Genomic DNA, 17,300 nt, shown 5'->3' on the forward strand with positions numbered 1-17,300 from the left:
AACGAAGGACAGCAGCCAAAGTGCTCGACGTTAACTTCTTCGACCAGCTCAAGATCGGCCTCGCCACCGCGGACGAAATCCGCGGATGGAGCCACGGTGAGGTCAAGAAGCCGGAAACCATCAACTACCGCACGCTGAAGCCTGAGCGCGACGGTCTCTTCTGCGAGAAGATCTTCGGTCCCACCCGGGACTGGGAGTGCTACTGCGGCAAGTACAAGCGCGTGCGCTTCAAGGGCATCATCTGCGAGCGCTGCGGCGTCGAGGTGACTCGCTCCAAGGTCCGTCGCGAGCGCATGGGTCACATCGAGCTGGCCGCTCCCGTGACCCACATCTGGTACTTCAAGGGCGTCCCGTCGCGCCTTGGCTACCTGCTCGACCTCGCTCCGAAGGACCTCGAGAAGGTCATCTACTTCGCGGCGTACATGATCACCTCCGTCGACGAGGACGCGCGTCACCGCGACCTGTCCTCGCTCGAGGCGAAGGTGGACCTTGAGCGCAAGCGCCTCGAGGGTCGTCGTGACGGCTCGCTGAACGACCGCGCCACGAAGCTTGAGGAGGACCTCGGTGCTCTCGAGGCCGAGGGCGCCAAGGCCGACGTCAAGCGCAAGGTCAAGGACGCCGCCGAGCGCGAGATGAAGCAGCTGCGTGACCGTGCGCAGCGCGAGCTGGACCGTCTCGACGAGGTCTGGAACCGCTTCAAGAACCTCAAGGTCCAGGACCTCGAGGGCGACGAGCTGCTCTACCGCGAGATGAAGAACTGGTTCGGCAAGTACTTCGAGGGCTTCATGGGCGCTGCGGCGATCCAGAAGCGCCTCCAGGACTTCGACGTCGAGGCCGAGGTCGAGTCGCTGCGCGAGACCATCGCCACCGGCAAGGGCCAGCGCAAGGTCCGCGCCCTCAAGCGCCTCAAGGTCGTCGACGCCTTCCGCAAGACCGGCAACCAGCCGATCGGCATGGTCCTCGACGCCGTTCCGGTCATCCCGCCGGACCTGCGTCCGATGGTGCAGCTGGACGGTGGCCGCTTCGCGACCTCCGACCTCAACGACCTGTACCGCCGCGTGATCAACCGCAACAACCGGCTCAAGCGACTGCTTGACCTCGGTGCGCCGGAGATCATCGTCAACAACGAGAAGCGCATGCTTCAGGAGGCCGTTGACTCGCTGTTCGACAACGGTCGTCGTGGCCGTCCGGTCACCGGTCCGGGCAACCGCCCGCTGAAGTCGCTCTCCGACATGCTCAAGGGCAAGCAGGGTCGTTTCCGTCAGAACCTGCTCGGCAAGCGCGTCGACTACTCGGGTCGTTCGGTCATCGTCTCCGGCCCGCAGCTGAAGCTGCACCAGTGCGGTCTGCCCAAGCAGATGGCGCTGGAGCTCTTCAAGCCGTTCGTGATGAAGCGCCTCGTGGACCTGTCCCACGCGCAGAACATCAAGTCGGCCAAGCGCATGGTCGAGCGCGCTCGCCCGGTCGTCTGGGATGTCCTCGAAGAGGTCATCACCGAGCACCCGGTGCTGCTCAACCGTGCACCCACCCTGCACCGCCTCGGCATCCAGGCCTTCGAGCCCCAGCTGATCGAGGGCAAGGCCATCCAGATCCACCCGCTCGTCTGCTCGGCCTTCAACGCCGACTTCGATGGTGACCAGATGGCTGTCCACCTCCCGCTGTCCGCGGAGGCGCAGGCCGAGGCCCGCATCCTGATGCTGTCGACGAACAACATCCTGAAGCCGTCCGACGGTCGCCCCGTGACCATGCCTACCCAGGACATGATCATCGGTCTGTTCTTCCTCACCACGGACCGCAAGGGCCCGGGCGAGGGACGGATCTTCGGCACGCCGTCCGAGGCCATCATGGCGTTCGACCGCAAGGAGATCTCGCTGCAGAGCGAGGTCAAGATCCGCCTGTCCGGCGTGGTCCCGCCGCGCGACTTCGAGGCCCCCGAGGGCTTCGAGGCCGGCGACGACTTCATCCTCGACACCACGCTGGGTCGCGCGATCTTCAACGAGGCGCTTCCGGACGACTACCCCTTCGTGAACTACGAAGTGGGCAAGAAGCAGCTCGGCGTCATCGTCAACGACCTCGCTGAGCGCTACACCAAGGTCGCGGTTGCCGCATCCCTGGACGCGCTCAAGGACGCCGGCTTCCACTGGGCCACCCGCTCGGGTGTCACGGTCTCGATCGAGGACGTCGTCACCCCGGCGAACAAGATCGAGATCCTCTCGAGCTACGAGGCCCAGGCCGCCAAGGTCCAGAAGCAGTTCGAGCGTGGTCTGGTCACCGACGAGGAGCGTCGCCAGGAGCTCATCGAGATCTGGACGCAGGCTTCCAACGAGGTCGCCAAGGCCATGGAGGTCAACTTCGACAAGGCCAACCCGATCTACATGATGGTCGACTCGGGTGCGTCCGGAAACATGATGCAGATCCGTCAGGTCGCCGCCATGCGTGGCCTCGTGGCGAACCCGAAGGGTGACATCATCCCGCGGCCGATCAAGTCGAACTTCCGTGAAGGCCTGTCGGTCCTGGAGTACTTCATCTCCACCCACGGTGCCCGCAAGGGTCTTGCCGACACCGCGCTCCGCACCGCCGACTCGGGTTACCTGACCCGTCGTCTGGTGGACGTGTCGCAGGACGTCATCATCCGCGAGGACGACTGTGGCACCGAGCGTGGCCTGCCGAAGAAGATCGGCGTCCTGCTCGACAACGGCACCACGGTCAAGCACGAGCACGTCGAGGTCGCGGCGTACGCCCGCACGTCGGCCACCGAGATCACCGACCCGAAGACCGGCGACGTCCTCGTCGCCGCGGGCGAGGACCTGGGTGACGTCCGGATCGGCGAGCTCGTCGACGCCGGCATCACCGAGGTCAAGGTCCGCTCGGTCCTGACCTGTGACGCCAAGACCGGCACCTGCGCCAAGTGCTACGGCCGCTCGCTGGCCACCGGCAAGCTGGTCGACATCGGTGAGGCGGTCGGCATCATCGCGGCCCAGTCCATCGGTGAGCCCGGCACGCAGCTGACCATGCGCACGTTCCACACCGGTGGTGTGGCCTCCGCAGACGACATCACGCAGGGTCTGCCCCGCGTCGTGGAGCTCTTCGAGGCCCGCTCGCCCAAGGGTCGTACGCCGATCGCTGAGGCCGCTGGCCGCATCGAGATCGAGGAGACGGACAAGACCCGCAAGGTCATCCTGACCCCCGACGACGGCTCCGAGGTCCAGGAGTACCCGGTCTCGAAGCGCTCGCGTCTGCTCGTCGCCGACGGTCAGCACGTCGAGGTCGGACAGAAGATCATCGTCGGCACCGAGGACCCGCAGGACGTCCTGCGCATCCTGGGTGTCCGCAAGGCCCAGGAGCACCTGGTCGACGAGGTTCAGAACGTCTACCGCTCGCAGGGTGTGTCGATCCACGACAAGCACATCGAGATCATCGTGCGCCAGATGCTCCGTCGCGTGACGGTCATCGAGTCGGGCGAGACCAACCTGCTGCCGTCCGACCTGGTCGACCGCGTGATCTTCGAGGCGGAGAACCGCCGCGTGGTCTCCGAGGGTGGCAAGCCGGCCTCGGGTCGTCCGGTCCTCATGGGCATCACCAAGGCCTCGCTGGCGACCGAGTCGTGGCTCTCGGCGGCCTCCTTCCAGGAGACCACCCGCGTCCTCACCGACGCAGCGATCCACGGCCGTTCGGACTCCCTGCTGGGTCTGAAGGAGAACGTGATCATCGGAAAGCTGATCCCGGCGGGCACCGGCCTCGAGCGGTACCGCAACATCCGGGTGGAGCCGACCGAGGAGGCCCGCGCCGCGGCGTACTCCGTCACCGGTTACGACTCCTACGACTACGACTTCGGTTCGACCGCCGGTCAGGCTGTCGCACTGGACGACTTCGACTTCGGTTCCTACCAGAGCTGAGTCAACCTCGAAGGGCCCCGTCGACCTTGGTCGGCGGGGCCCTTCGGGCTTTTCGGCGGCCCCGTCCGGACGCCGAGGGATGGTCGGGGCCGGTGCAGGGGTCAGGCGCCACACCTGACACCTGGACGCGCCAAACCTGACCTCTCGGCGGACCAGACCTGACCTCTCGGCGGTCTAGGAGGTGGTGCGGTGCCTCTTCCAGCTGCCGACCGGGTCGGCGAGCCAGGCGAGGCGGCTCGACACCGGGGCCCACGCGAGGAAGACCGAGAGCGCGATCGCACCGATGATGGTCGGGACCAGGGCCCAGGGACCGGTGTCGATCGTCCAGTCCTGGTAGCCGACGTAGAAGGCGCCCTTCACCACGAAGCCGTGGAACAGGTAGACCACGAGCGTGGCCGACCCCAGCCGGGAGAACCAGGATGCCTTGCGCGGCACCACCATCAGGATGCCGAGGGCACCCGCGGTCGCCACGGCCAGGAGGATCAGGCGGATGCCGATGCCCTCGGTCGCCGACGCCCCGAAGTCGGCGTACGCGTCGGAGTAGTAGAGCCAGCCGGTGGCGATCCACTCATCCGTGAACGCGGCGAACGCGAAGATGCCGACGAGGAGTCCGGCGCCGATCTCGCGGCCGTGGTTGGAGCGGAGGAAGTTCACTGCGCGCGGGCCGAGATAGAGACCGAGGGTGAAGAAGGGGAGCATCCCGATGGTGCGGTTGAGGTCGAAGAATCCCGATCCTGCCGTGCCCCACAACAGCGAGGCGACGACGCTGAGCGGCAGCGCGATCCAGTGCTTGCTCAGGATCGGCGTGATCAGCCGCCACTGGAAGAGGGCCGCGAGGTACCACATCGGCCAGTGCGGATTGAGCCAGATGTCCTCGATCCCCTTCTCGTGGCCCACGTGGATGCGGAACATCACGAGCAGGAACTCGAAGACGAAGTAGGGGAGCGCGATGCCGGTCAGGAGGCCCGTGAGGCTCTTCCGGGACCAGGTGAACCCGCGCGACAGATAGCCGCTGACCAGCACGAAGGCCGGCATGTGCCAGTAGTAGAAGAAGTCGTAGACCTGCTCGGTCAGCGGCTCCTCGGGCATGAGGGTCAGCGCATGGCCCACCACGACCAGCGTCACGAGGGTCATCTTGAGGTTGTCGAGCCATGGATCCCGAGTCATCGCCTCCACCCTAGGCGGTGGCTCGGAGGCCAGACCCTAGACTCGGGCCATGGGACGACTTCCGCAGCGCCAGCGCGTCGCGGCGTACGCCGTCATCATCCGCGGTGGGGAGATCCTGCTCTCGCGCCTGGCGCCGCGCATCTCCGGTGGTGAGCTGTGGACTCTCCCCGGCGGTGGCCTCGACCACGGCGAGGACCCGCAGGCGGCAGTGGTCCGCGAGATCTTCGAGGAGACCGGCCTGTGCGCGACGGTCTCGCGTGAGGCCCGGGTCTACTCGATGCACAACGCGCGGGCGCGCTTCGGCAAGGACAAGACCGACTTCCACGCGCTGCGGATCGTCTTCGAGGGCTGGGTTGCGGCCGATGCGCCGGCGCCCGAGGTCCAGGAGGTCGACGGCTCGACGGTCGCGGCGGCCTGGCACCCGCTCGATGGCGTCCTGGCCGGCGGGATCCCGGTCACCGCGCTGGTCAGCGAGGCGCTGGCAGAGCACCAGAACGCGAAGCACCAGCGCGTCGCGGCGTACGCCGTGATCTGCCGTGGCGGCGCGACCGGTCGCGAGGTGCTGCTCACGCGGCTGTCCCCGATCGCGCACCAGCCCGGCGCGTGGACGCTTCCGGGTGGCGGGATCGAGCACGGCGAGCGGCCCGCCGCAGCTCTCGCCCGGGAGGTCTCGGAGGAGTGCGGGGTGGCGTGCGAGACGGGCGCGCTGCTCGACGTGCACGACGTACGCCTGGTCGGGACGGCGCCCAACGGACGCACGCAGGACTACCACGGCGTCCACCTGCTCTTCGCGGCCTCAGTGCCCGCTGACGCCACCCTCCGGGTGGTCGAGGACGGCGGCACGACGGACCAGGTGGCCTGGGTGTCGGTCGCCGACGTCGCCGACGGCCGGGTCGAGGTGCTCGACGTCGTCGCGCACGCCCTCGCGCTTCCCGGCGTCTCCTGAGGACTGCGGTGAACGACCTCGTCGCGGAGCTGGGGCGGGCGGGGGTCGCGGACGTCTCGGCGAGCGCGCTCGACCGTGCGATGTACGCCGCGGACGCGTCGCTCTACCGCGTCGTGCCGGCCGCTGTGGCTCGCCCGCGGACGGTAGATGAGCTGGTGGCCGCCGTCGAGGTGGCCCGGTCGCTGGGTGTCCCCGTGACGATGCGCGGTGCGGGCACCTCGATCGCGGGCAACGCCGTCGGGCCGGGGCTGGTCATCGACACCGCGCGCCATCTTCGACGGGTGCTCTCGCTGGATCCCGAGGCACGGGTCGCGCGGGTGGAGCCGGGTGTCGTGCACGCCCAGCTCCAGGGCCTCGCGCTCGCTGAGGGGTTGCGGTTCGGCCCCGATCCCTCGACCCACACGCGCTGCACGATCGGCGGCATGCTCGGCAACAACTCGTGCGGTTCGCGCGCGCTCGGCTTCGGGCGCACCAGTGACAACGTCGTCGGCATGCGGGTGCTGCTGGGGACAGGTGAGGTCATCTCCACGGATGCGCCCGGGGCCGTCGCGGGGGACCTAGCCAGCGTGGTCGATGCGAACCTGGCGCACGTGCGCACGCAGTTCGGCCGGTTCTCCCGACAGGGGAGCGGCTACGCGCTGGAGCACCTGCTGCCGGAGAACGGTCGGCGGCTGGACCGGTTCCTCGTGGGCTCGGAAGGCACGCTCGGCGTGGTCCTCGAGGCGACCGTCGCCCTGGTCCCGGACCCGGTCCATCGGGTCCTGCTGGTCCTCGGGCACGCCTCGATGGCAGACGCCGCCGACACCGTGCCCGGGCTGCTCGAATCCGTTCCGCTGCACTCGCCGGGCGGGAGCGGGCTGCTCGCGCTGGAGGGGATCGACGCACGCATCGTCGACGTCGTGCGGGCTCAGGGTCGTGCAGTGCCCGAGCTGCCGCGCGGTGTGGGGTGGCTGATCGCCGAGCTCACGGGTTCGACGGTCGGCGAGGCGGTCGCACATGCCCGCGGGCTGGCTGCCTGGGCCTCCGGGGCGGGAGCGCTGGACCACCGGATCGTCATCGACACGGCCGAGCAGGACGCGCTCTGGCGGATCCGCGAGGACGGTGCGGGGCTGGCCGGCCGCAGCCTCGGCCGGCCGGCGTACTCCGGGTGGGAGGACGCGGCGGTCCCACCTGCGCGACTCGGTTCGTGGCTGCGGGAGTTCGACGCGCTGCTCGGCGAGCACGGCCTGTCGGGGGTGCCCTACGGCCACTTCGGTGACGGGTGCGTGCATGCGCGGATCGACTTCACCTTCGACGACGGCGGAGCTCGCTTCCGGTCGTTCCTCACCGATGCCGCACACGCGGTGGCAGCGTACGGCGGGTCGCTTTCGGGCGAGCATGGCGATGGACGGGCCCGCTCGGAGCTCCTCCCGGCCCTGTACGACGCGCAGTCGCTCGCCCTGTTCCGCGAGGTGAAGCGGATCTGTGACCCGGAGGGACTGCTCAATCCGGGGGTGCTGGTCGATCCGGCGCCGCTCGATGCCGATCTCCGGCCCGCGCGCGAGGTGCACGAGCCGCGCACCTTCCTGCGCCTGGCCGGGGAGTCGCTGGGCGAGGCGGTGCACCGGTGCACGGGTGTCGGCAAGTGCCTGGCGACCAGTGGCGGCGGTGGCGTCATGTGTCCGTCCTACGTGGCGACCCGTGACGAGAAGGACTCCACCCGCGGTCGCGCCCGCGTGCTTCAGGAGGCGCTCGACGGCTCGCTGGTCCATGGTCTCGACGACCCGGCCGTCCACGAGGCGCTCGACCTGTGCCTCGCCTGCAAGGGCTGCTCGCGGGACTGCCCTGCCGGCGTCGACATGGCGGCGTACAAGGCGGAGGCGCTGCAGGCCACCTGGCGTGGGAGGCGGCGGCCGAGGAGCCACTACACGCTCGGGCGGTTGCCATTCTGGGCGCGGGTCACTCCGCCGGGGCTGGCCAACCGGGCGCTCGCCCGGCCGGTGCTGGCGCGGATCGCGCAGCGCATGGCTGGGGTGGACCCGCAGCGCACCATGCCGTCCTTCGCGCCGACGCGGCTGCAGGACCTGGCGGCGGGCTGGTTCTCGTCCCGCCCCGACGGCCGACCGGACGTCTGGGTCTGGGCGGACACCTTCACGGACCGGTTCACGCCCGGCCCCGGGCTCGCGGCGATCCGGCTGCTGCAGGACGCCGGGCTCGAGGTGCGGGTCATCCCGGCTGACGCGTGCTGCGGATTGACCCTGGTGTCCACGGGCCAGCTCGATGCGGCGCGCAAGGTGATGACCCGCACCGTCGACCGGCTGCACCCCTACGTCGCCAGCGGGGTGCCGGTGCTGGGCCTCGAGCCGAGCTGCCTGGCCACGCTCCGGGACGACCTTTCCCGGCTGGTGGACGGATCGAACGCTGCGACGGTGGCCGCCGGGGTCCTCACGCTGGCCGAAGCCCTCACCGGTCCGCTGGCAGCGCCACTGGCGAATGCTGGCTGGTCGTTGCCGGACCTGAGCGGCGTCGAGATCGTGGCCCAGCCGCACTGCCACCACGCGTCGGTGCTGGGCTGGGAGACGGACGAGGGCCTGTTGAAGGCTGCCGGGGCGACCGTCACACGCGTCGGTGGGTGCTGTGGGTTGGCGGGCAACTTCGGGGTCGAGGCGGGACATCACGAGATCTCGGTCGCGATCGCGGAGACATCGCTCCTGCCTGCGGTCCGGTCGGCGGGCCCTGAGGCGGTGGTCGTGGCCGACGGCTTCTCGTGCCGCTACCAGCTGGCCGACCTGGCCGACGTACGTGCGGTGCACCTGGCGGAGCTGCTGTCGGGCAACCAGTCTTGACCTCTCGGCCTGCCAAACCTGACCTCTCGGCGGACCAGAGTTGGCCTTTCGGCGGGGCGGGAGGGGGAGGTCTTGGCGGGAACTAGGATTGCCACATGCACCCCCGATACCGCCGGTACGTCATCCCTGCCCTTCTCGGGGGGCTGCTTCTCGTTGTCGTCATCGCCAAGTTCAGCTGATGGCTGAGCCGCTGGCGGGCGCGCTGGCAAGGGTGCGCGCCCACCTCCTCGACGACCAGGCCCTGGTGCGCGCGGTCGCGTCCGGCCGCCAGCGTGCCGCCATGCCGCCGTACCGGCGCGTCGAGCTCAGGTTCGTCGACCTGAAGGCCGGACGTCACCTCCAGATCACGTCGTACGACGCGACGCAGGCGCACACCGCCAACCACGCGGTCGGCGAGCCCGCCAGCGCAGCCGTCGACGCGCTCCTCGAGCAGCCCTTCGGGAACTGGCACGTGGAGACGCTCACCCAGCAGCACCAGCTGCGGGTGACCAAGAAGAACGAGGCGATGGTCCACTCCGCCCGACGGACCGAGCCGGTCGACGCGGGCGAGATCCAGCGGGGGCACGACAAGGCCAAGGGCCGGCTGCTGCCCGAGGACGCACCGGTGCTTATCGCGCTCGGCATCTCCTCGGTGGAGGGCAGGATCAAGCCGAGCCGCCAGGCGAAGTACCGCCAGGTGGAGGAGTTCCTGCGGCTGCTCGACTCCTCGGTGACCGACGCGCTGCAGACCGGCAAGCTGCGTCAGCCGACCGCGGACGAGCCGCTGCGCATCGTCGACCTGGGCTGCGGCAACGCCTATCTGACCTTCGCCGCTCAGGCGTACCTCGGCACGAAGCTGCCCGTCCACCTCACCGGGGTCGACGTGAAGCAGCAGTCCAGCGACCACAACTCCGCCGTCGCCGCGAAGCTCGGACTCGACATGGAGTTCGTCGTCGGCACGATCGCCGACGCCCAGCTCGCGCAGGCTCCTGACGTCGTCCTCGCGCTGCACGCCTGTGACACCGCCACGGACGAGGCGCTTGCCCGTGCCGACGAGTGGCGGGCCGCGCTCGTGCTCGCGGCCCCCTGCTGCCACCACGACGTCGCCGCGCAGCTGCGCAAGGCGCCCACGCCCGCGCCGTACTCCCTGCTGACGCGGCACGGCATCCTCCGCGAGCGCTTCGCCGACACCCTCACCGACGCCGTGCGCGCATCGATCCTGCGCCTGCTCGGCTACCGCGTGGACGTCGTCGAGTTCGTCGAGTCGGCGCACACCCCTCGCAACACGCTGCTCCGCGCGGTCCGGACGGGCGAGGTGGTGAAGGGCGGAAGCGCCCGCAAGGAGTACGACGACCTGGTCGCCACGTGGCGCATCCAGCCGAAGCTCGCGGAGCTCGTCGGGATCGCAGGACCGGCCCCGACAGGTGAGGCGGATGCGGATCCCGATGCGTGAGCTGCTGATCGGCACCCTGATCGGGACCCCGTTCCTGGTCGGGGCGACCGTGGCGCAGTCCGACGGACCCGTGGTCGCTGATCCCGACGCTCCGTCCATCACCTTCCAGGACCCCGACATCATCGAGTCGTCCGGCCTCGTCGTGCGGGGTGGCCGGGTGGTGACCATGAACGACTCGGGCGACACCGCCCGCGTCTTCGCCGTCGACCTCGCCACGGGAGAGACCGTCGGGGTCACGCACTGGTCGGCCGATCCTGAGGACCTCGAGGCGCTCGCGCCCGCCGGTCCGGGGGAGGTCTGGGCGGGCGACATCGGCGACAACCCACGCGAGCGGTCTGCGATCACGGTGACCCGGGTGCCGGTCGGGCCGGGCGACCGCTCGGTGGACGCCCCGGCGTACGAGCTGACCTATCCGGATGGTGCTCGCGATGCCGAGTCCCTCTTGTCCGATCCCGTGACCGGCCGCCTGTACGTCGTCTCGAAGGACTCGATGCGCGGCACCGTCTATGCCGCTCCTGCCCAGCTCCAGGCCGGCGCGGACAACCGCATGGAGGCGCTCGGCTCGGTCCTCGGTCTGGCGACGGACGGAGCCTTCTTCCCCGACGGCAAGCACATCGTGGTCCGCAACTACACGAGCGCCTCGGTCTACTCGTTCCCGGATCTGACGCTGCGGGGGTCGTGGGTCCTGCCGGCGCAGCGCCAGGGTGAGGGCATCGCCGTGGCGGCGGACGACTCGATCTACCTCTCCTCGGAGGGGGCCCACCAGGAGCTGCTGCACGTGACGGTGCCGGCGAAGGTGCGGGCGGCGATGGGGTCCACGACGACCTCCTCGTCGACCTCTCCGTCGACCACCGCGAACCCGAGCTCGTCACCCTCATCGGAGTCCGGACCAGCGAGTGGCCCGGCGAGTGGCCCGGCGAGTGGAGCTGCGACCAGCGCCGACGTCGACCAGCCGGGCGACCCCTCGCCGTGGCCGTGGATCCTCGGGGGCGCCCTCGGCCTGGCTGCGCTGGTTGCCCTCTTCCGGTCACTGCGGCCCCGCTGACCTGGCTCCCTCCGCGAGACGACGCACTGCGTGGTTCCACGAGGGCGCGGACGCCGCTAGGTTGACGGCTGTGAGCGGCAGCAGCAAGTTCCTCGATCCGAAGCGCACGCTGGAACAGCGGCGCCAGGCCGTCGTCAACCTCTGGGACTTCCTGGTGCGCGGTGGCATCGCCGACACGACCCGGAGCCCAGGTGAGGTCATCGACACGGGCCGCGTCCGTCGGCTCACCCGCTACACCCCGGTCGAGGGCGTCGAGCCCCGTGGACTGCCCGTCCTCCTGGTCCCGCCGCTGGGCGCCCAGTCGCTCTGCTTCGACCTGCGCAAGGGAGCCTCGGTCGTCGAGCACCTGGTGGAGTCGGGTCGCCCGACCTACCTCGTCGACTACGACGACCTCAAGGCTGCCGACAAGGACCTGGGCATCGAGCACTGGGTCAACGACGTGCTGCCCAACGCGATCCAGAAGGTCTCCGACGACAACGGCGGCTCCGAGGTCGACCTGATCGGCTGGTGCATGGGCGGCCTGCTGTCGATCTGCACCGACGCCGTCCACCCCGAGCTGCCGATTCACACGCTGACCCTCGTCGCGAGCCCGTTCGACATGTCGAAGGTGCCGATCATGGCTCCGCTCCGTGCGATCGGGAAGGTCTCCGGAGGCCGCATCGTCGGCACCGGACTGCGCACGATCGGCTCGATCCCTTCGCCGCTGGTCAGCCTCGGTTTCAAGGCGACCGCGCTGCCGACGTACCTCAAGAAGCCGATGACGGTCTGGAAGCGCCGCGACGACCGTGAGTTCCTCGGTCAGGTGCAGGCGGTCGACCTCTTGATGAACAACATGGTCGCCTACCCGGGCCGCGCCACGATGCAGGTCTACCAGCGCATGGCGCTGCGCAACGAGGTCGCCACCGGCAAGATCCAGGGCCCGAACAAGCTCGTCGACCTCGACAACGTCGACGTACCGGTGCTGGCTGTCGGCGGTCATCGCGACGTGCTTGCGCCGATCCCGGCCGTCCACCACGTCGGTGACCTGCTGCCCAACAGCCCGGACGTCCGGCTGGAGACCGCTCCCGGCGGGCACCTCGGTGTGCTGACCGGCACCCAGGCGCGCGACACCACGTGGGCGTTCATCGACAGTTTCCTGGACGACCACGCCTGAGGCCATGCACCTCACGGTGGTCAGCGGCGACATCACCGACCAGCAGGTCGATGCGGTCGACGCTGCAGTTTCACCGGCCGGCCGGTGAAACTGTCGCTTGTAGTGCCGTGCACCGCACTACAAGTGCCCGAATCACCGGCCGACCGGTGAAACTGCCGGAGGTGAAATGCGCAACGGCGGCCGCGGGAATCCCGCAGCCGCCGTCGTACGACGTGTCAGCTGGTCAGAGCTTGCCGACCACGTGGTCGATGCACTGGGTCAGCTTGACGATGTCGGCCGGGTCGATCGCCGGGTACATCGCGATGCGCAGCTGGTTGCGGCCGAGCTTGCGGTAGGGCTCGGTGTCGACCACGCCGTTGGCGCGCAGCACCTTGGCGATCGCCGCGGCGTCGATGTTGTCGTCGAAGTCGATCGTGCCGATCACGAGCGAGCGCGCGGCCGGGTCGGCGACGTACGGCGTGGTGTAGGCGGTCTTCTCGGCCCAGCCGTAGAGCGCGTCGGAGGAGGCGGCGGTGCGCTCGACCATGCCCTTGAGGGCTCCGTTGGCGTTCATCCAGTCCAGCTGCTCGGCCATCAGGAAGAAGGTCGCGATGGACGGGGTGTTGTAGGTCTGGTTGAGGCGCGAGTTGTCGATCGCGGTCGTCAGGTCGAAGAAGGCGGGGACGAAGCGGCCCGACGCCTTGATCTCGGCGACCCGCTCCAGCGCGCGCGGCGACATGATCGCGAACCACAGGCCACCGTCGGAGGCGAAGCACTTCTGCGGGGCGAAGTAGTAGACGTCGACCTGGTTCAGGTCGACCGGCAGGCCACCGGCGCCCGAGGTGGCGTCGATCAGGACGAGAGCGTCGTCGGCAGCGCCCGCGGGGCGGATGACGTCGGTCATGACGGCCGTCGAGGTCTCGTTGTGGGCCCAGCCGTAGACGTCGATGCCCTCCTCGGCGACCGCGACGGGACGCGTGCCCGGGTCGGACTTGATGATCGACGGGGCGGCCAGCCACGGGGCGTCTGCGGCAGCCTTCGCGAACTTGCTCGAGAACTCGCCGAACGTCAGGTGCTGCGACTTCTCGCGGATCAGGCCGAAGGTGGCGATGTCCCAGAAGGAGGTGGCGCCACCGTTGCCGAAGACGACCTCGTAGCCCTCGGGCAGGGCGAAGAAGGTGCTGAGGCCGTCACGAACGCGGCCGACGGTGTTCTTCACCGGGGCCTGGCGGTGGGACGTGCCCATCAGCGCGGTGCCGGTCGCGGCCAGCGCGTCGAGGGCGCCGGGGGCGATCTTGGAGGGGCCGGCGCCGAAGCGGCCATCGGCGGGGAGCAGGTCTGCGGGGATCATCACGTCGGTCACGTGGGAAAGCCTTTCACGGATCGGTCTACAGAAGAACCTGACTCCGTTGTCAGCACGCCTATTCTGGCATCCCCGCGGCGTGAGGTGCTCCCGGGACCAGAGGGAGGACCGGAGAGTGGAGATCGTGGCCGTCCCGTTCGGGCACCCGGATGCGGTGGCGCTGATGGAGCGAGTCCAGGCGATCTACGTGGAGCGTTACGGCAGTGGGGACGAGTCGCCCATGGACCCGGCCGACTTCACGCCGCCGACGGGCGTCTTCTACCTGGGCTATCGCGACGGGGTCGCGGTCGTGTCCGGGGCCTGGCGGTCTGTCGGGCTGGACCGCCTCGGCACTGTGCGCACTGCGGAGGTCAAGCGGATGTACGTCGTCGAGGAGGCGCAGCGCCAGGGTCTGGCGCGCATCATGCTCGCCCACCTCGAGGCGACGGCACGCGCCGCCGGCCACGAGGTCATGGTGCTCAACACCGGCGACCGCCAGCCCGAGGCGATTTCGCTCTATGAGTCGTCGGGCTACGACCGCGTCGACGACGGCTGGGGCACCTACGCCTGCCACCCAGGCGCGTACTTCTTCGCCAAGCGACTGCCCTGAACGTCGACACGGCGCAAGGTCGACGTCGAGGCGGCGCAACTTCGCGCCGTGTCAAGGTCGATGTTGCGCCGTGTCAACGGGTCAGCTGAGCATCCAGTCTTCGTGCCAGCCCTCGACCTCTTGCGCCTTGCGCGTGCCGGGGCCCGCGTAGACCGCGGACGGGCGGATCAGGCGCCCGGTCTTCTTCTGCTCGAGGATGTGCGCGGACCAGCCACCCGTGCGGGCGCAGGTGAACATCGAGGTGAACATGTTGGCCGGGACCTCGGCGAAGTCGAGGACGATCGCGGCCCAGAACTCCACGTTGGTCTCGAGCACGCGGTCCGGACGGCGCTCGCGAAGCTCGGCGAGGGCAGCCTGCTCGAGGGCGGAGGCGACCTCGTAGCGCTCGGCGCCGAGCTCCTGGGCGGTGCGGCGCAGGACGCGGGCGCGCGGGTCCTCGGCACGGTAGACGCGGTGGCCGAAGCCCATCAGGCGCTCGCCGTCGTCGAGCAGCTTCTTGACGTAGGTGCGGGCGTCGCCGACCTGCTCGACCTCTTCGATCATGCCGAGGACGCGCGAGGGAGCGCCGCCGTGCAGCGGGCCGGACATGGCGCCGATGGCCCCGGAGAGGGCTGCGGCGACGTCAGCGCCGGTCGAGGTGATGACGCGTGCGGTGAACGTCGAGGCGTTCATGCCGTGCTCGGCGGCGGAGGACCAGTACGCGTCGATCGCCTTGGCGTGACGCGGGTCGGCCTCGCCGCGCCAGCGGATCAGGAACTTCTCCGCGAGGGTCTTGCCCTCGTCGACGAGCTTCTGCGACACGACGGGGCGGCCGACGCCGCGGGCGGACTGGCCGGCCCACGCGAGCACCATGACGGCCGCACGGCCGAGGTCCTCGCGGACCTTCTCCGGCGTCGAGTCGTAGGTGTAGGTGATGCCGAAGGCGGGCGCGAGCTGCGCGATCGCGGACTGGAGGTCGACGCGGACATCGCCGGTGTGGACGGGGAGCGAGTAGGCCTCGGCGGGCTGCAGGCCCGGGTCGAAGGCGCCGTCGACGAGCAGGCCCCAGATCTTCTCGAACGGGACGCGGCCGACGAGCTCTTCGATGTCGACGCCGCGGTAGCGCAGCGCTGAGCCTTCCTTGTCCGGCTCGGCGATCTGTGTGGAGAAGGCGATGACGCCTTCGAGGCCCTCGTGTACGACGGGGCCGTTGTTCTCCGCGGAGGTCATGGATGGGACTCCTTCGTCGAGACAGGCGGGCCGGTGGGAACCGCCGCTGCCGCATTCTGCCCCACGCGGCCGCCGATGCCACGTGCGCCGTCCCAACAGGCGTACGCCGCGGCCCCGGCGTGGTGCCGGGGCCGCGAGGTCGGAGCGGGTCATGCCGGGACGGCGTTGCCCGGGTCAGCCGATGGTGGGAGCCGGGCGACGCCTCGGCACGAGGAGCGCGAAGGAAGCCAGCACGCCCACGGAGGTGATTGCGACGATCACGTGCAGGCCATCGACCATGCCCGGGATCAGCTGGCCGACCTGGGCCGGACCCTCGCTGGCCGCCGCGCTGCCGAGCACTGCGGAGATGATGGCGAGCACGATCGCGCCGCCGATCTGCACGCTGGTGTTGACCAGGCCCGAGGCCAGTCCCTGCTCGTGATCGGCGACGCCCGAGGTGGCCTGGGCGTTGATCGACGGGAAGGTCGTGGCGAAGCCGATGCCCAGCAGGATCATGGTGGGGAGCAGCAGCGGCACGTAGCCGAGCCCCGGGTCGACCCGCAGGAACAGGACGTACGCCGCGAGGAAGGCCGCCATGCCGACCGCGATCAGCACCTGGGTGCGCACGCGGGCGAGAACGCGGTCGATCTTCGTCGAGGAGGCGACGACCAGCAGGCCGGTCGGCAGGAAGCCGAGGGCCATCGCGAGCGGAGACCAGCCCAGGGAGTTCTGCAGGTAGAGCGTCACCAGGAACTGGAAGGCGAAGTAGCCGCCGGCCATGATCGCGCCGGCCACGTTGGCGTGGACCAGGTGCCACGACCGCAGGATGCCCAGTCGGATGAGCGGGGAGCTGTGGCGCAGCTCGGTCACGACGAAGGCGACGGCCAGCAGCAGGCTCGCGATCAGGGTGGTGAGGACGAAACCGTCGGTCCACCCTCGGGTGGGGGCCTCGACGACGCCGACGACCAGCAGCAGGAGTGCGGCGGTGCTGGTCACGGCGCCGGTCAGGTCGAAGTCGCGGATCCGGGCGACGGTGCGCTGCGAGCGGGGGACCACCCGCAGGCCGACCACGACGAGGAGCAGGGCGATCGGGCCGGGCAGCAGGAACACCGCGCGCCAGCCCACCTCGGTGAGCAGGCCGCCGAAGACCAGGCCGAGCGAGAAGCCGCTGGCACCGACGACGGTGTAGATGCCGAGGGCCCTGTTGCGCGCGGGCCCCTCGACGAACGTCGTCGTGATGATGGACAGTCCGGCCGGCACCGTGAAGGCCGCGGCCACGCCCTTGACGAAGCGCAGCGAGACGATGGCCTCCGGGCTGGACAGCAGCGCGCTCACGACAGAGGCAACGCCGAAGACGGCCACGGCGGTCAGGAAGACCTGGCGCCGCCCGAGCAGGTCGGCCGCGCGGCCGCCGAGCAGCAGCAGGCCGCCGTAGCCGAGGACGTAGCCGCTGACGATCCACTGCAGGCCGGCGGGCGTCATGCCGAGGTCGGTGCCCATCGAGGGGAGGGCGACGCCGACCATGGAGATGTCGAGGCCGTCGAGGAAGAGTGCGCCGCAGAGGACGACGAGGAGCAGCCAGGTGCGGGAGCTCCAGCCCTGGGCGTCGTGGATGGTGCCGGCTGAGGTCGCCGGCTCGGGCGCGGAGGTCGCCTCGTGGGCGGCTCGGAAGGTGGGGGTGTCGGTGGACATGCCCACCAGCATGCATGCATGTGCA

Annotated in this window: 11 protein-coding genes; 7 read left to right on the forward strand and 4 right to left on the reverse strand. The window is 69.8% G+C overall.

Translation table 11 applies throughout. The features are described from left to right. Positions 1-20: 20 nt before the first annotated feature. Positions 21-3,896 (forward strand): DNA-directed RNA polymerase subunit beta', encoded by a 3,876-nt coding sequence (locus D4739_RS09100; protein WP_120060328.1) that lies wholly within the window; start codon positions 21-23, stop codon positions 3,894-3,896. A gap of 174 nt (positions 3,897-4,070) precedes the next feature. Here the strand turns inward: D4739_RS09100 and D4739_RS09105 are convergent, their stop codons facing one another. Beyond that, positions 4,071-5,063 (reverse strand): acyltransferase family protein, encoded by a 993-nt coding sequence (locus D4739_RS09105; RefSeq protein WP_147384853.1) that lies wholly within the window; start codon positions 5,061-5,063, stop codon positions 4,071-4,073. Between the two features lie 49 nt (positions 5,064-5,112). Between D4739_RS09105 and D4739_RS09110 the strand changes: the two genes are divergently transcribed. The 5 genes from D4739_RS09110 to D4739_RS09130 all read left to right on the forward strand — a co-directional run bounded on the left by D4739_RS09110 (position 5,113) and on the right by D4739_RS09130 (position 12,464). Continuing rightward, positions 5,113-6,009: an NUDIX domain-containing protein gene (locus tag D4739_RS09110; protein ID WP_120060330.1), complete on the forward strand. Its 897-nt coding sequence runs from the start codon at positions 5,113-5,115 to the stop codon at positions 6,007-6,009. An 8-nt stretch (positions 6,010-6,017) separates the two neighbouring features. After that, positions 6,018-8,834 (forward strand): FAD-binding and (Fe-S)-binding domain-containing protein, encoded by a 2,817-nt coding sequence (locus D4739_RS09115; RefSeq protein WP_238473587.1) that lies wholly within the window; start codon positions 6,018-6,020, stop codon positions 8,832-8,834. 178 nt (positions 8,835-9,012) lie between these two features. Next, entirely contained in the window at positions 9,013-10,266 is a 1,254-nt protein-coding gene (locus D4739_RS09120; RefSeq protein WP_120060331.1) for a class I SAM-dependent methyltransferase, read from the forward strand. Next, positions 10,247-11,311 (forward strand): hypothetical protein, encoded by a 1,065-nt coding sequence (locus tag D4739_RS09125; protein WP_120060332.1) that lies wholly within the window; start codon positions 10,247-10,249, stop codon positions 11,309-11,311. Before D4739_RS09120 ends, D4739_RS09125 begins: the two co-directional genes overlap by 20 nt. Positions 11,312-11,381: 70 nt before the next feature. Further along, positions 11,382-12,464, forward strand: a complete 1,083-nt coding sequence (locus tag D4739_RS09130; RefSeq protein ID WP_220699259.1) for an alpha/beta hydrolase — start codon at positions 11,382-11,384, stop codon at positions 12,462-12,464. A gap of 223 nt (positions 12,465-12,687) precedes the next feature. Here the strand turns inward: D4739_RS09130 and serC are convergent, their stop codons facing one another. Continuing rightward, positions 12,688-13,806 (reverse strand): phosphoserine transaminase, encoded by a 1,119-nt coding sequence (gene serC / locus D4739_RS09135; protein ID WP_120060333.1) that lies wholly within the window; start codon positions 13,804-13,806, stop codon positions 12,688-12,690. Positions 13,807-13,930: 124 nt separating this feature from the next. Between serC and D4739_RS09140 the strand changes: the two genes are divergently transcribed. Next, positions 13,931-14,395, forward strand: coding sequence for a GNAT family N-acetyltransferase (locus tag D4739_RS09140; RefSeq protein WP_238473588.1), 465 nt, complete (start codon positions 13,931-13,933; stop codon positions 14,393-14,395). Between the two features lie 81 nt (positions 14,396-14,476). Here the strand turns inward: D4739_RS09140 and D4739_RS09145 are convergent, their stop codons facing one another. Next, positions 14,477-15,604 carry a citrate synthase 2 gene (locus D4739_RS09145; protein WP_120060335.1) on the reverse strand — a complete coding sequence of 376 codons (1,128 nt, stop codon included), beginning with the start codon at positions 15,602-15,604 and terminating at the stop codon, positions 14,477-14,479. A 174-nt stretch (positions 15,605-15,778) separates the two neighbouring features. Then, positions 15,779-17,275, reverse strand: coding sequence for an MFS transporter (locus tag D4739_RS09150; RefSeq protein WP_182920359.1), 1,497 nt, complete (start codon positions 17,273-17,275; stop codon positions 15,779-15,781). Between the last annotated feature and the right edge of the window lie 25 nt (positions 17,276-17,300).

This window comes from Nocardioides cavernaquae (genome assembly GCF_003600895.1).
In the GTDB taxonomy this organism is placed as follows: Bacteria; Actinomycetota; Actinomycetes; order Propionibacteriales; family Nocardioidaceae; genus Nocardioides; species Nocardioides cavernaquae.

What these genes read in the sequence shown, in the direction of transcription:
- D4739_RS09105 (WP_147384853.1), bottom strand. Translation starts at nt 5,063, where the DNA reads ATGACTCGGGATCCATGGCTCGACAACCTCAAGATGACCCTCGTGACG.
- D4739_RS09110 (WP_120060330.1), top strand. Translation starts at nt 5,113, where the DNA reads ATGGGACGACTTCCGCAGCGCCAGCGCGTCGCGGCGTACGCCGTCATC.
- D4739_RS09120 (WP_120060331.1), top strand. Translation starts at nt 9,013, where the DNA reads ATGGCTGAGCCGCTGGCGGGCGCGCTGGCAAGGGTGCGCGCCCACCTC.
- D4739_RS09125 (WP_120060332.1), top strand. Translation starts at nt 10,247, where the DNA reads ATGCGGATCCCGATGCGTGAGCTGCTGATCGGCACCCTGATCGGGACC.
- D4739_RS09145 (WP_120060335.1), bottom strand. Translation starts at nt 15,604, where the DNA reads ATGACCTCCGCGGAGAACAACGGCCCCGTCGTACACGAGGGCCTCGAA.
- D4739_RS09150 (WP_182920359.1), bottom strand. Translation starts at nt 17,275, where the DNA reads ATGTCCACCGACACCCCCACCTTCCGAGCCGCCCACGAGGCGACCTCC.